Here is a 14,203-nt window from a genome sequence, read left to right on the forward strand (position 1 = left end):
GCTTTATAGGTGCTTTTTATTTTTCACAAACCACTAATAACTCTTGTTGCAACCAATCAAACGCATCTGGCCATCCCATATTCAATCCCGCAAAAGTCTTCATATTCCAATCATCGTGTGAACGTGCTTTTGAAAGCTTATTGATAGTTTCTTTACCATCAGGCGTATAATAAACAAAAGCGATGGCCTTTAAATTAGCATATGAAGCTAAGGTTAACTTTGCTTCATAACTATAATCGTATTGATTAACGCGATTTACCAGTAAAGCAAAATCGTCAGGGCAGTATTTTTCAATAAACTGATGGCACTCTTCCACCATTTCAAGTGACATTTCAACACCCTCATCTACAACGACTTCAACAATGTTGTCACTGAGTAACGTAAAGTACGCAAAGCTTAATCTTTGTTTCATTTGTTCACCAACCCGAACTTATTTTGTCCTTTAGTTGAAAGTAACACGAGCAAAGTCCCTTGCAAATGTAAGGTTAATATAGCTAACAAATGATTGTAATACAAACAAATGCCTGAAGAAAAAACAGTTTATTTACCTTATTACCGCTAAATATAAGATTATATTACTTAATTTCCGAATAGTTTTTCAAACCATGATTTCTTTTTAATTGGTGTATTGTCTAATTTTATCTCAGTGCAGTTATATTGAAGTGCAATACCCGCAGTAATGGCTGGCAACTTTGAAGTATTAGGGCACGACTGTGCTACAGCATAGCCAGTTGCATCTTCAAATTCAGTTAAGCTAACACCAGCTGGCAGTTGATGCTCTATTGAATTAACACCATACTTTTTAATAAAGTTAGCATACAGAACTAAAGCGCCGCTGCTTCCTGTGAGTTTAGTCGCTTTATTGTCATCGTTTCCTATCCATGTGGTCACCAACGTTTTTTGATCAAAGCCGACATACCAAGAGTCTCGTTGATCATTAGTCGTGCCTGTTTTACCTGCCGTTACTTGGCCATTTAACCGCCAAGATAATGATTTTGCTGTCCCCTCTTTAGTTACTTGCTGTAGCGCGTAGTTCAACAAATAACTTGCTTGTGATGAAATATATTGGGCTTCTTGAGCTTCAAATTGCCAGATTGTTTCACCTTGAGCAGACACGATTTTTTCAATAGCGTGTCCTTTAATAAAAAATCCATTACGAGCAATAGGCAAATAGAATTGATTCACTTGATACGGGGACATATTCAGTGAGCCTAAAAGCATTGATGGACGCATAACAATGTCATCAGGGTAGCCAAGTAAATGAATAGCTTTAGCAACATTATTTAAGCCTAATTCCATACCTAAATTAACCGAAGGTACATTTAATGAGCGCACCAAACTACTGAGTAAAGACACTTTATCGTTATATTTACCGTCATAGTTTTTAGGTTGCCATGTTTCTTCGCCATCAATCGCAACTGTTAACGGTTTATCTTCTAATATTGTGGCTAAATTATATTGTTGATAACGCTCTAATGCCGATAAATAAATAGCAGGTTTGATGAGCGAGCCTATAGGTCGAGTTGCATTCAACGCTCGGTTGAAGCCAGCAAAACCAGGTTCTTTAGCGCCTAGTAATGCTTTAATTTCACCATTTTCGATATCGGTTACTATCATTGCAGCTTGCAGTGCTTGGTTGTTTTTTGTATCGAACTTATCTAATTCTTCTTTAACTGTATTTTCTAATAACTGTTGAGTGTAGTGGGAAAAACTGGTAAAAACACGGATACCAGATTGCTGTTCATTTGCAAATAAAATCTCAGACAATTCTCGTTTAACTAGTTGTAAATAAGCAGGATATTTAAGCGTATTTTTAGTTAAGCGTCGTTGTTTTCTTATCGCTAAAGGTCCGTTAACAGCTTCAAGAAACTCCGCTTTAGTTAGCAGTTGATGTTCAAACATTAATCTAAGCACAAGGTCTCGGCGTTGCCGTGTGCGTTTTTCATGTCGCCATGGGTCGTAATAGCTTGGCCCTTTGATAACACCAATTAGCGTTGCCATTTGACCATAACTGAGCTGAGCAATATTTTTACCAAAATAAAATTCTGCCGCTAAACCAAAACCATAAATTCCATTTGCATAATGCTGCCCTAAGTATACTTCGTTGATATAAGCTTCTAATAATTGATCTTTACTGTATCTGTACTCTAGTAACAACGCCATAATAGCTTCATTAATTTTGCGTGTTATCGTTTTATCTCGGGTTAAGTACATGTTTTTTACTAACTGCTGCGTTAAGGTACTTCCGCCCTGAACCGTGCGACCTGCTTTAAAGTTACTAACTGCTGCACGTAATATACCCATTGGCGAAATCCCAGAGTGAAAATAAAAGTCACGATCCTCTACTAACAATAAGGTATCAAGTAATAACTCTGGCACAGACTGAAGCGGCACCAATACCCGATCTTCTTTATTCTCAGGAATAATTCTATCGAGTAAAATGGGCTCTAACGCGATATCACTCACTTCTTTGTTGTCAACATAAACCGACTTAACCTCTTGATTTATAACATCAATAGTAATTAAATCGGCTGTAGTAACACCGCTACCAAAATCAAACGGGCGCCGAAATATAATGATACGACTTTGGCTAAGTGAAAATTCACCTGACTTTTTAGGCGAGTTGACCCGCTGATAACCATTGATCAATAGCGACTCACTAATATGAGATAAATCAATTGAGTCCCCTTGTTTAAAGCGCTCAACTTTACCAAATACTTGTACTGGCACTTGCCAGCGTTGCCCCTCAAACTTGGCAACTACTTTACTATCGAGGTATAAAGTATAAGCCGCTAACAGCGTCAAAAATACAATGGCTAGCTTAACTAAAAAAATAATGACTTTACGCCATGAAACACCTGCTTTTTGCTTGCCTTCAACACTCGATTTATCTTCAGTTTTCTTCACTGTTTTTGCTTCTGATTTCTTGCTCATTTATTACTTCAATATATGTTTTTTAGTTTTAGTTGTAGCAACTGCATTTGCAGGATCATCTGGCCAATAATGCTTGGGATAATTAGCTTTCATGTCTTTTTGCACCTCTTTGTAGCTTGACTGCCAAAAACCACTTAAATCTTGTGTTACTTGTATGGGCCGCTGTGCTGGAGACAACATTTCTAAAACAAGCGCTACCGAGGTGTTTGCATTGGTCCCGCCAATTCTAGGACCTTCGTTCATCCCATAAAGATCTTGCATCGGCAATGATACTGTTGGGTTTTTATCAATTGAATAACGAATAACACAACGACGACCTGTAGCACTGATAAAATGTGTAGGGGCCAATTTATTCAAGATTTGCTGCTGCTGGTAGTCTAATAACGTTAACAATTGCTCTGATAAATTCAACTTATCAAGCTGGGTTTTAGAAAGGACTCCGTCAAGAAATGGCAAAAACCACAATGAGAGTTGATCTAAAAGCCCTTTCACTGAGACATCAGGCAAGTTAAGTTGTTTATTACAACGATTAAGCCAACGCCAACGCATTAAAAGTTGTAAATCTTTCACTTGCCAATTTAGCCATTCAATGCCATTTTTTATTAACTGCTGTTGCCATACGGCTATTATTTCAGCTGAGCTTAACCGTTCATTTAATTTTTTTTCTTCAAGTACTATTGCGCCTATTCGTTTTTGCGCTAATGCTTCAATCGCTTGTTTTTTATTACTATAATGAACATATATCTGCTTATTATGAGTAACAACCTTCCATGTAAGCAATGTATTTATATCAGCTTGTGCAGCTGTTTTAACTGACAAGCCTCGGTTGTTTTTTACAATTTCAGCCGCGACAATAAATGGTGCTTGTGCTAATGAGTCATGCGGTTCAACTATTAAGCCTTTCCCGTATGCCGCAAGAAACTCACCGTCTTGCTCTCGCTTCTTTGCTATACGTTCTGGATATGCTATTGCTAATAATTCTCCACAAAACTTTAACGGCAACTCGTTTGCCTTATTCACTTTTGCAGCTTTAATCAAACGGTTAACTTGCGCCTGTAAACGCTTAAGTTGAGGTGTATTAACATCCTTACGTGCCTGCTCTTGAATAAAGTATTCCACTCGATTAACAATATTACCACTTTGTAGAGGCTGTGATGAAGACAAAGTGTCATGCTGCTCTAATAGAGCTGCTAATAAGCACGCTAACTGGGCTAAACCAAAGCAATTATGTTGTTGTTCTAGCTGTGAGGCTATTAAAATCATATGCCCATAACGTGGGTGACAACTGAGCTGACTAACTTTATCTCCATGCTCAGTTAAACGATGTTCTCGATCTACAATTTTTAAATTAACTAGATGCTGCCAACCTTTATCTGCTGCATGCTCACTTGGAAAGTCAAGTAAAGGTAGCTGATTAAGTGACTTCACTCCCCAACGTGCAGCTTCAATTAATAGCACAAGAATATCTGCTTGTTTAATAGCAAGAGGGGCCTCTTGTGGTCGACGAGAAAAATCTTCCTCACTATATAAGCGAATACAGTGCCCTTTAGATAAACGACCTGCTCTACCTGCTCGTTGTATTGCCGAAGCTTTGGCAATAGTTCTCAGCTGTAAATGATTAGTTAAGGTATTATCATCAAAACATGCTACTTTTTCTAAACCAGTGTCTATAACCAGTGTAATTCCTTCAATGGTTAAGCTAGTTTCTGCAATGTTTGTGGCTAGCACTATTTTTCGCAAACCTTGCGCGGAGGGCCTAATCGCTTTTTTCTGAGCTGCTAACGATAATGAACCATATAAAGGGCATAGCTCAACATCTGCCGATAAGCGAGTTTGAAGTTGGTTATAAATATAGCGAATATCACTGCTACCAGGAAGAAACACTAAAATAGAGCCTTGAAAGTTTTTTACTGCATTTTCAATGCAACCTAATGCGTGCTGACGCCACAACTTAATGTTTTTAACTGGCTGATAATCAACGGTTATAGGGTAACTTCGTCCTTCACAACTTAAGTAGGCAGCATCAGGTAAGTGAGTCATTAGTTGATTACTTGCTAAAGTTGCCGACATTAACAGCAACTTTAGCTCGTCATTCAATCCTGATTGAACATCACGTAACAACGCAAAAGCAATATCCATTTGTAATGAGCGTTCATGAAATTCATCCATAACAACCATCGCTGTAGTGAGCAGCTCTGGATCATGTTGAATAATCTGAATTAAAATGCCCTCTGTTATCACTTCGAGTAAAGTGTTTTTACTCACACATACTTCATCTTTTAAGCGATAACCGACCCTTTGACCAACCTCTTCACCACACTCTTTTGCCAAATAATAAGCAATACTTTTAGCCGCTAGGCGACGTGGCTGCACTAAATATATTTTACCTTTGAAATTTTGTGTTAATAACCACAAGGGAACACGGGTAGACTTGCCTGCCCCCGGCTGTGCAGATAAAAGCAAAGTATTAGTTTTAGCAAGTGAGGAGATAAACTCTACTTTTATCGAATCAATAGGTAATTTTGTGATCATAAATAAAGATGTACTAATTTATAACGCCAATTAATGTAGTAGCTATCATAGCAAAAATGACTTTCTACAAGGAGATAACTGCAAATAAAGTGTAACTTTATACGAATAAATACGTCATCTGGCTTTTTTGACTTGCAAATTAATAAAAACCTGCTTACTTGGCAAAGTGCAAAAAAGCTGATACCACTAATCTCTTGCCTAGCAACGGATTGAAAAATGAAATTAGCGGAGTACGACCAATATACAATAGAGCACAGTGAAAACATGTTGATTGTGGATGCTAAAGGTAACTTTGATATTAAAGTTACACAGCAATATGTTCAAGATATGTATAATGCATGTGAGTTATTTAATAATAACCCTTGGGGGCTTTTAGCCACTTTTTATGGTAATCGTGTATTTACACCTGATGCTGAAATCGCTTTGATGGAATTAACAAAATATCGCATCAAACGAGGAATGATAGCAAATGCCAGCGTTATCTTAGACAGCAATACTGGTGATATTCAGCAACTGCAATTACGCCGAATTTATCAAAGCCACAAATTAACGTTTCACATGTTCAGTGATATTGAAAATGCCCGTAAATGGCTAGATAGCTTTATTAGCGATAAAAAAAAGCGGTAATCACGTTACCGCTTCTAAACTTTATAAAGTTGTTTTACTGTGAAAGTAAAAGATTGGCAATAGTGGCAATACTAAGGCCAGTTGCCCCCGCTCCCCACTGTGCATTAGCACTGCCGTTATAAGCTGCAGCTAAGTCGAAATGCAACCAGCCCTTACCATCCACAAACCGAGACAGAAAGCCCGCAGCATTACTTGCGCCACCAGGTCCACCGCCAGGAATAGGGCGGCTATTCGCAGTATTTGCAAATGCTGATGGACACTTATCTTGATGCCATTTAGCTAAAGGCAGTTGCCATAAAGGTTCATTTTCACTAGTAGCAGCCTTTTTAGCTTGATCAGCAGCCTGCTGATCAAGTGAAAATAGTGCAGTATAGTCACCACCAGTTGCTGCTACAGCAGCCCCTGTTAATGTAGCCGCGTCAATAATGAGTGTAGGAGAGTTTTCACTTGCCATTAGCAAACCATCAGCAAGTACAATTCGTCCTTCGGCATCTGTATTTGCTACTTCACAGGTAACACCATTCTTATAAGTTAAGATATCTCCTAATTTATAGGCATTATTACTTACCATGTTTTCTGCACAACATAGAATAAGTTTCACGCGGCTCTTTAGCCCTTGACGTATTGCAAGCGCTAATGCACCCGCAACAACTGCAGCCCCGCCCATATCACATTTCATATGAAACATGCCCTCATTAGACTTTAAGCTGTATCCGCCACTATCGAAGGTAATACCTTTACCGACTAAGCACGCTGTAACTGCTGCTTGGTCGTCACCTGTTGGGTTATAGTCAATTTCAATAATACACGGAGGATTAACACTACCTTTACCAACATTATATACGCCTGTCCAACCTTGTTCAGACAGAGCCTCACCACTAATAACATGTGTTTTCACATATTCTGGCGCTTGAGTAGTAATATATTTTTGTGCTTTTTCAGCAAGTAGCAATGGTGTTAGCTGGCTAGGCGTTTGATTCGTTAGATCGCGCGACCAAGCATATACAGCCAACTTATCATTTAACTTGCTTACAACGTCTTCATCGCCGTTAAACTCAATATTAGTTAGCTTATCAACACAAGTAAAACCTAGAGCAAATGCCCATTGAGAGTCTGCTTTCCATGAATCACCTTGCAAATGTGCATTTTTAACTCCCATCTTCTCAATGCTGCGACCCGCTTTTTGAATGCTTTGCAATGGAAATAAGTCGTTGTCATCAAGGTAAATATAGATGTCGTCATCAATAATTTGTAAAAGATTATCACTTTGCCACTGCGATACTGACTTGTTGGCCGTTAAAAAGATATTAGTCACTGAAGACATAGATAAAGATTCCTTCATATTAAATGTGTAATAGCGTTAATTAAGCACTATTTTTGCAAAAATTTTACCATATTAACAATAGACAATATATATTCTCAACTAGCATGACTTTTGTTCTAGAGTTAATTTATTATGAAGCCATATTTATTAATAGAATAATCCCCTTGAAATATACACCTAAATTAAAAAAAGCAACATTAATTAAGCGTTACAAACGTTTTCTAGCAGATGTAATACTCGAAGACGGCACTGCTACCACAATTCACTGTGCTAATACTGGCGCTATGACAGGGTGTGCTGAACCTGATGATACAGTTTGGTATAGCACCTCAGATAATCCTAAACGTAAATACCCTTTCAGTTGGGAACTTACTCATACTAAAAATAATCATTACATTTGCGTGAACACAATACGTGCGAATCAATTAGTTGAAGAAGCACTACATAATAATACTATTACAGAACTAACAGGTTTTAATTCATTACAACGTGAAGTTAAATACGGTACTGAAAATAGTCGTATCGACATACTATTAAAGTTTAACAATCAACCTGACACTTACATAGAAGTTAAGTCTGTAACCTTATTAGAAGGAGATATGGGCTATTTTCCAGACGCTGTTACTGGCAGAGGACAAAAGCACCTAAGAGAATTAATAGAGGTAGTTGAGCAAGGCCATAGAGCAGTATTGATATTTGCTGTACTGCACTCTGGAATTGACTCAGTTAAAGCTGCAGACTATATTGATCCTGAATATGCTAAACTATTAGCACAAGCAAAGTATAAGGGTGTTGAATTACTAGCGATTAAGGCAAGCTTCACACATTTAGGTGGAGATTTTGAAGTAGTGTTGAAGCAAATACTACCTGTAATTATCACTGAAACTAATTACTGATTTTAAAGATAAAGATTGACCTTACCTGTAAAAGCTTGTAAAAGAGCAGGCTTACAGATAAACGCATTTAAGTCTTCTCTCCATCTTTCTCGCTAAGGTATTGATTTGATTTAAAAAGAAATTATATTTTCAATGTTTACTTGATTTCTATTTACTGTAGCACAATATAGACTTGATAAATTTGGTCTATTGGATAATTGGCACATGCAGTCAATGGGTATTTATATAACCAGCCCTTTGATTTAGTGAGTATTAGGAGAATTAGCATGCCAAACAAAAAAGCTTTGGGTATTTTGGCATTAGCCGGCGTTGAACCTTACGTTGAAAAACCTGACGAAGAATACATGGGCTCTGCACAGTTAGAGCATTTTAAAAAGATTCTTGACGCTTGGCGTATACAATTACGTGAAGAAGTCGATCGCACTGTATCGCATATGCAAGATGAGGCAGCAAACTTTCCTGATCCTGTAGATCGTGCAGCGCAAGAAGAAGAATTCAGTTTAGAATTACGTACCAGAGATCGTGAACGTAAACTCATTAAAAAGATCGAAAAAACATTACAACTTATTGAAGATGATGATTTTGGTTTCTGTAACTCTTGTGGAATTGAAATTGGTATTCGCCGTTTAGAAGCGCGTCCAACAGCTGATCTTTGTATAGAATGTAAAACATTAGCTGAAATAAAAGAACGCCAAATGGCTGGTTAAGTTAAGTCATCAACTTAAATGTATACCCCTCTAACTGAGCGACCCGGTAATTTATATCGAGGTCGCTTTGCTCCTTCCCCATCAGGATTACTTCATTTCGGCTCTTTGGTAACTGCGCTAGCAAGCTTTTTAGACGCACGCAAAAATAACGGTACTTGGTTAGTTCGTATTGAGGATATTGATCCACCAAGGGAATTAGCAGGTGCAAGTGGAAAAATTCTCAAAACACTTGAAGCCTATGGCTTATATTGGGATGAGTCTGTGCTTTATCAAAGTAAGCAAAGTGAACGCTACCTCGCCTTACTCAACAACCTCCACAAAAGCCATTGTTGCTATTATTGCCAGTGCACTCGTGCAAAAATAAAAGCCCAAGGGGGAATATATCAAGGACATTGTCGGCAACTAAATTGTGCTGAAAAAAATTCAGCAATAAGATTACTAAATTCCCACCCTAATTATTACTTTACTGATATTATTCAAGGTAAAGTTAAAGGTAATAAAGCACTAGCTGAAGAAGACTTTGTTATTCATCGTAAAGATGGACTATTTGCCTACCAATTAGCTGTAGTTAGTGATGACATATACCAAAAAATCACTCATGTAATAAGGGGTTGTGATTTACTTGAGCCGACGATGAGACAACTTACATTGTTTCAAACATTAGCTAAAAAACCTCCATTTTATGGACATGTTCCTTTGGCGGTTACTAATGCAGGATACAAATTAAGTAAACAAAATAATGCACCCGCTATAGATACTTCGTCACCACAAGCTTCGTTAATTGCTGCACTTAACTTTCTTGGTCAAAAACCAGAAAGTAACTTGATAAATGCAAGTGTATTACAAATCATTGAATGGGCCATTTATCATTGGGAAATAAACAGAGTGCCTAAATCAGATAAAATAGTACTGTCAGCATATTAATTGCCGTTTTTCCATTCTCTTTTTTATCCGACTAGTATATTATTGCGCGGCAATAAAACAGTGTCTGTCAAGGGTAACATTATTAAAAAAGTCATCAATCTGTGTAAAAAAATGTTCGCAAATAGCAATACAAAAAGCTCCAAGGGTAGTAATACTCTTAATGTGTTAACCCGCGATCAGCATCCAGTTTCTCGTAAATTTATCAGTACTAATGCCCTTAAAGTATTGCATCGCCTAAATAGTGCCGGCTTTGATGCTTATTTAGTGGGTGGTGGTGTTCGTGATATTTTACTTGGCATTACACCAAAAGATTTTGATATAGCAACCAATGCTACTCCCGAACAGATTAAACATTTATTTCGAAACTGCCGACTCATCGGCCGCCGCTTTCGTTTAGCACATATTGTGTTTGGTCGAGATGTTATTGAAGTTGCCACATTCAGAGGCCATCATGACAGCGCGACAGAAAAGCAGCAGCAATGTCAAAAAACATCAAAACAAAATGAAGATGGCATGCTATTACGTGATAATATTTATGGTTCAATCGAAGATGACGCAGAACGTAGAGACTTCACCATAAACGCCCTCTATTACAGTGCTAAAGATTTCACTGTTCATGACTTTGCCAACGGTATTTCAGATATCAACGATCGTAAGATTCGTTTAATTGGTGATCCTGAAACTCGTTACCGAGAAGACCCTGTAAGAATGCTAAGAGCAATACGGTTTGCAACCAAACTTGATATGAAAATTAGCGCTGAAACCGAAAAGCCAATTAAAACTTTAGCGCCACTTCTTGCAAATATCCCTCCTGCGCGAATGTTTGAAGAGTTCAATAAACTATTTTTATCAGGTAAAGCCTTAGTCAATTTTAAACAGTTACGTGAGTATCAGCTTTTTGCTTATTTTTTCCCAACTGTAGACCAAGCTCTTGAGGTTAATGAGTTTCCCTACTTGTCTACATTTATTACTACTTCGTTAGCAAATACAGACACGCGAATAAATAGCGACAAACGCGTAACTCCTGCATTTATATTTGCTGCGTTGCTTTGGTACCCATTACAAAAACAAATACTACAATTAAAGTCAACAGCGCCCCTTTCAGCACAAGATGCATTCTTTGCCGCTTACCATGAAGTGATGTCTGAACAACAACGAAGCATAGCAATCCCTAAACGTTTTCAAGCTGTGATGAAAGACATTTGGATACTTCAAGAGAAGCTAGAACGCCGTGAAGGTAAAAAAGCGTTTAAAACACTCGAACACATAAAGTTTAGAGCAGGTTACGACTTCTTGTTACTCCGTTCTGTTATTGAACAAGACAAACCAGAACTAACAAAGCTTGCACAATGGTGGACTGACTTTCAAGATAGCAACTATGACACACAGCAACTCATGGTTAAGTCTTTACCTAAACCTACTGGTGCTAAGCGCTCACTTCGCAAAAAGCGTAAGCCTAAACAAAGTAATCCCGCAACAGGTACATCAGAGTAACATTATGGCACTGGTTTATATTGGTCTAGGTAGTAACTTATCGAACCCGAAGCTACAAATTAGTAATGCGATAACTGCGCTTGAAAACATCAAACAAAGTAAACTTAATGCAGTTTCTTCACTTTATTTTAGTCGCCCCATGGGGCCGCAAGACCAACCTGATTATATGAATGCAGTGGTAGCTCTTGAAACTCAATTAACGCCATTGCAATTACTTGAACATCTTCAAACTATAGAAAAAAATGCAGGTCGAGAACGTAAAGGTGAACACTGGGGTGCACGAATTATTGATCTCGATATCCTTTTATTTGGCGAACAAACCATTAATAATGAGAGGCTTACTGTTCCGCATTATGGTTTACATTTAAGAGAATTTGTTTTAATTCCTTTAGTTGAGATAGCTCCTGATCTTAAATTACCTGATGGCACATCAATCTCATTACTTGCGAGCATAATCGATATTAATGGTCTTAACGTACATAGCAAGCTGCGCGATTGATTTCACTCAGTTACAATAACAGGTTAACATGCCCTATAATTTAGCCCCTATGAACTCAATACTTGATCTGAAACTAGTGGAAGTGTGATGAAAAAGATAACAACTGCAACATTACGAAAAATGAAACAAGATGGTGATAAAATTTCAACCATTACCGCATATGATGCAAGTTTCGCAAAAATATTTGATCAAGCAGGCATACATGCAATACTTATCGGTGACTCACTTGGCATGGTCTTGCAAGGCCAAGAAGACACTTTGCCAGTAAATATTGAGCACATGGTTTATCACACGCAGTGTGTCAATCGAGGTGTTACTAAAACATTAATTATCAGCGACATGCCCTTTATGAGTTACGCAACTAAAGAGCAGGCATACAGCAATGCAGCTAAGCTAATGCAAGCTGGTGCTAGCATGGTAAAGCTAGAAGGCGGTGAATGGTTAGTAGATACTATAAAAGGACTAGTGGAGCGTGGAATACCTGTCTGCGCTCACCTCGGTTTAACACCTCAGTCTGTTAATGTATTCGGTGGCTTTAAAGTGCAGGGGCGTGAAAAAAGCCAGGCGGATGAAATGATCGCTCATGCTAGACTACTAGAAGAAGCTGGTGCCCAGCTGTTAGTATTAGAATGTATTCCCTCTAAATTAGGTAAGGCTATCTCTGAAGCGGTATCAATACCAACTATTGGTATTGGAGCTGGTAAAGAAACAGATGGGCAAATTTTAGTAATGCACGACGCATTAGGAATATCTTGTAGCTACATGCCTAAGTTTTCACGTAACTTTCTAATCGATACGGGTGATATTAAAAAAGCCGTAGAGCTTTATATAAGTGAGGTAAGTAATGGTAACTTTCCTGGTAATGAACACATTTTTAATTAGTGATAAAAAATGAAAACAACGAGCGAAATAGCTGAAGTACGTCAGCAAATTAGTAATTGGCGCAAGCAAGGCTTAACCGTTGCTTTTGTTCCTACTATGGGTAACTTACACGCAGGCCATATAGCATTGATCAACGCGGCTCAAAAAAATGCAGATAGAATAGTTGCCAGTATTTTCGTAAACCCAATGCAGTTTGGTGAAAGCGAAGATATTGATAACTATCCAAGAACCATGGCAAACGACCAAGAAAAACTCAAACAAGCTGGTACAAATTTACTTTTTACTCCATCGCCATCAACCATTTACCCAAAAGGGCTTAGTCAACAAAGTTATATTGAAGTACCTAGCGTTTCACAAGGGTATTGTAGTCAGAGTAGACCAGGACACTTTCGAGGGGTAGCTACAGTAGTTTGTAAACTTTTCAACATCGTTCAACCAGACGTTGCATGCTTTGGTTTAAAAGATTATCAACAATTGCAAGTTATTAAAACTATGGTTGAAGACCTCTCCATGCCGATATCGATAATTCCTGTTGAAACAGTAAGAGAACAAAATGGTCTTGCGCTAAGTTCTCGTAACAGTTACTTAAGTGACATTGATAAAGAAATAGCACCAGCTTTAAGCATAAACATACGCTGGTTAGCTGAACAAATAAAAACAAGCTCTGATTATATTAATTTAGCTAAGCAAGCTGAAGAGCAAATGAATAAAGCAGGATTAAAAACTGATTATATCCATATCTGCCAAGCAAAAACTCTACAGCCAGCACAAAAGAAAGACACCGAATTGGTGATACTAGCAGCCGCACACTGCGGTAAAGCTCGCTTAATTGACAACTTGCTAATTAGCCTAGAAAAGTAGCCATAAAATGTCTTACAGGTCTTTTAACTGGCTCACTTTGCAATGTCATTACATAACTACTAACTTTAAAGAAGGTTAATCCAAATTAGTATAAATGGCAGTTTGGTAGTGTCCACCTCCCACAAAGCAAAAAGCCCGATTCTTTCGGATCGGGCTTTTGACGTGCATGGATGGCAAGGAGCGACCTAAAGAGAAATCTAGCAAGTCCTACTCTCACATAAAAAGAAGAACACCCACACGCTATACCATCCGCCGCTACTGCGTTTCACACAAAGCAAAAAGCCCGACTCTTTCGAATCGGGCTTTTTTAAAGAGAAGTCTAGCAATGTCCTACTCTCACATGGGAACTCCCACACTACCATCGGCGCTACTGCGTTTCACTTCTGAGTTCGGAAAGGGATCAGGTGGTACCACAGTGCTATTGTCGCTAGACAAAAAACGTTTTGTACATGGATGTACTTATGTCGCGAAGCCATGGATGGCTAGGAGCGACGTATCTCCATCTACAAATTAATTCGGAAAG

General features: G+C 38.2%; 12 protein-coding genes and 1 rRNA gene. 8 read left to right on the forward strand and 5 right to left on the reverse strand.

Features of this window, described 5'->3' with window-relative positions; translation table 11 throughout:
- Positions 1-16: 16 nt before the first annotated feature.
- The 3 genes from QUD79_RS15025 to hrpB all read right to left on the reverse strand — a co-directional run bounded on the left by QUD79_RS15025 (position 17) and on the right by hrpB (position 5,466).
- On the reverse strand, positions 17-412 hold the full coding sequence (locus QUD79_RS15025) for a hypothetical protein (protein WP_184425934.1): 396 nt from the start codon (positions 410-412) through the stop codon (positions 17-19).
- A gap of 167 nt (positions 413-579) precedes the next feature.
- Positions 580-2,934: a penicillin-binding protein 1B gene (gene mrcB / locus QUD79_RS15030; protein WP_184425936.1), complete on the reverse strand. Its 2,355-nt coding sequence runs from the start codon at positions 2,932-2,934 to the stop codon at positions 580-582.
- A 3-nt stretch (positions 2,935-2,937) separates the two neighbouring features.
- On the reverse strand, positions 2,938-5,466 hold the full coding sequence (gene hrpB, locus QUD79_RS15035; protein WP_184425938.1) for an ATP-dependent helicase HrpB: 2,529 nt from the start codon (positions 5,464-5,466) through the stop codon (positions 2,938-2,940).
- A gap of 216 nt (positions 5,467-5,682) precedes the next feature.
- Between hrpB and QUD79_RS15040 the strand changes: the two genes are divergently transcribed.
- Positions 5,683-6,093, forward strand: coding sequence for a hypothetical protein (locus QUD79_RS15040; RefSeq protein ID WP_184425940.1), 411 nt, complete (start codon positions 5,683-5,685; stop codon positions 6,091-6,093).
- A 34-nt stretch (positions 6,094-6,127) separates the two neighbouring features.
- Here QUD79_RS15040 and pepB read toward each other — a convergent pair whose 3' ends face one another.
- Entirely contained in the window at positions 6,128-7,417 is a 1,290-nt protein-coding gene (gene pepB / locus QUD79_RS15045) for an aminopeptidase PepB (RefSeq protein WP_184425942.1), read from the reverse strand.
- Positions 7,418-7,581: 164 nt separating this feature from the next.
- Between pepB and sfsA the strand changes: the two genes are divergently transcribed.
- The 7 genes from sfsA to panC all read left to right on the forward strand — a co-directional run bounded on the left by sfsA (position 7,582) and on the right by panC (position 13,680).
- On the forward strand, positions 7,582-8,313 hold the full coding sequence (sfsA, locus tag QUD79_RS15050; RefSeq protein WP_184425944.1) for a DNA/RNA nuclease SfsA: 732 nt from the start codon (positions 7,582-7,584) through the stop codon (positions 8,311-8,313).
- A gap of 266 nt (positions 8,314-8,579) precedes the next feature.
- Positions 8,580-9,020 carry an RNA polymerase-binding protein DksA gene (gene dksA / locus QUD79_RS15055; RefSeq protein WP_184425946.1) on the forward strand — a complete coding sequence of 147 codons (441 nt, stop codon included), beginning with the start codon at positions 8,580-8,582 and terminating at the stop codon, positions 9,018-9,020.
- A gap of 18 nt (positions 9,021-9,038) precedes the next feature.
- Positions 9,039-9,944: a tRNA glutamyl-Q(34) synthetase GluQRS gene (gene gluQRS / locus QUD79_RS15060; RefSeq protein ID WP_184425948.1), complete on the forward strand. Its 906-nt coding sequence runs from the start codon at positions 9,039-9,041 to the stop codon at positions 9,942-9,944.
- A 111-nt stretch (positions 9,945-10,055) separates the two neighbouring features.
- Positions 10,056-11,438 (forward strand): polynucleotide adenylyltransferase PcnB, encoded by a 1,383-nt coding sequence (pcnB, locus tag QUD79_RS15065; protein ID WP_184425950.1) that lies wholly within the window; start codon positions 10,056-10,058, stop codon positions 11,436-11,438.
- A gap of 4 nt (positions 11,439-11,442) precedes the next feature.
- On the forward strand, positions 11,443-11,937 hold the full coding sequence (gene folK, locus QUD79_RS15070; protein WP_184425952.1) for a 2-amino-4-hydroxy-6-hydroxymethyldihydropteridine diphosphokinase: 495 nt from the start codon (positions 11,443-11,445) through the stop codon (positions 11,935-11,937).
- An 87-nt stretch (positions 11,938-12,024) separates the two neighbouring features.
- On the forward strand, positions 12,025-12,819 hold the full coding sequence (gene panB / locus QUD79_RS15075; RefSeq protein ID WP_184425953.1) for a 3-methyl-2-oxobutanoate hydroxymethyltransferase: 795 nt from the start codon (positions 12,025-12,027) through the stop codon (positions 12,817-12,819).
- A gap of 9 nt (positions 12,820-12,828) precedes the next feature.
- Positions 12,829-13,680: a pantoate--beta-alanine ligase gene (panC, locus tag QUD79_RS15080; protein ID WP_184425955.1), complete on the forward strand. Its 852-nt coding sequence runs from the start codon at positions 12,829-12,831 to the stop codon at positions 13,678-13,680.
- A 317-nt stretch (positions 13,681-13,997) separates the two neighbouring features.
- On the opposite strand, the gene rrf is transcribed toward panC, so the two are convergent.
- Positions 13,998-14,112: ribosomal RNA gene (rrf, locus tag QUD79_RS15085) — 5S ribosomal RNA — on the reverse strand.
- Positions 14,113-14,203: the final 91 nt, after the last annotated feature.

Source organism: Thalassotalea piscium (genome assembly GCF_030295935.1).
Taxonomy (GTDB): Bacteria; Pseudomonadota; Gammaproteobacteria; order Enterobacterales; family Alteromonadaceae; genus Thalassotalea_B; species Thalassotalea_B piscium.

Excerpts from the sequence above, each read along its gene's own strand:
- dksA (WP_184425946.1), top strand. The coding sequence starts at position 8,580 with ATGCCAAACAAAAAAGCTTTGGGTATTTTGGCATTAGCCGGCGTTGAA.
- hrpB (WP_184425938.1), bottom strand. The coding sequence starts at position 5,466 with ATGATCACAAAATTACCTATTGATTCGATAAAAGTAGAGTTTATCTCC.
- mrcB (WP_184425936.1), bottom strand. The coding sequence starts at position 2,934 with ATGAGCAAGAAATCAGAAGCAAAAACAGTGAAGAAAACTGAAGATAAA.
- panB (WP_184425953.1), top strand. The coding sequence starts at position 12,025 with ATGAAAAAGATAACAACTGCAACATTACGAAAAATGAAACAAGATGGT.
- pcnB (WP_184425950.1), top strand. The coding sequence starts at position 10,056 with ATGTTCGCAAATAGCAATACAAAAAGCTCCAAGGGTAGTAATACTCTT.
- QUD79_RS15040 (WP_184425940.1), top strand. The coding sequence starts at position 5,683 with ATGAAATTAGCGGAGTACGACCAATATACAATAGAGCACAGTGAAAAC.
- pepB (WP_184425942.1), bottom strand. The coding sequence starts at position 7,417 with ATGTCTTCAGTGACTAATATCTTTTTAACGGCCAACAAGTCAGTATCG.
- folK (WP_184425952.1), top strand. The coding sequence starts at position 11,443 with ATGGCACTGGTTTATATTGGTCTAGGTAGTAACTTATCGAACCCGAAG.
- gluQRS (WP_184425948.1), top strand. The coding sequence starts at position 9,039 with ATGTATACCCCTCTAACTGAGCGACCCGGTAATTTATATCGAGGTCGC.
- QUD79_RS15025 (WP_184425934.1), bottom strand. The coding sequence starts at position 412 with ATGAAACAAAGATTAAGCTTTGCGTACTTTACGTTACTCAGTGACAAC.
- panC (WP_184425955.1), top strand. The coding sequence starts at position 12,829 with ATGAAAACAACGAGCGAAATAGCTGAAGTACGTCAGCAAATTAGTAAT.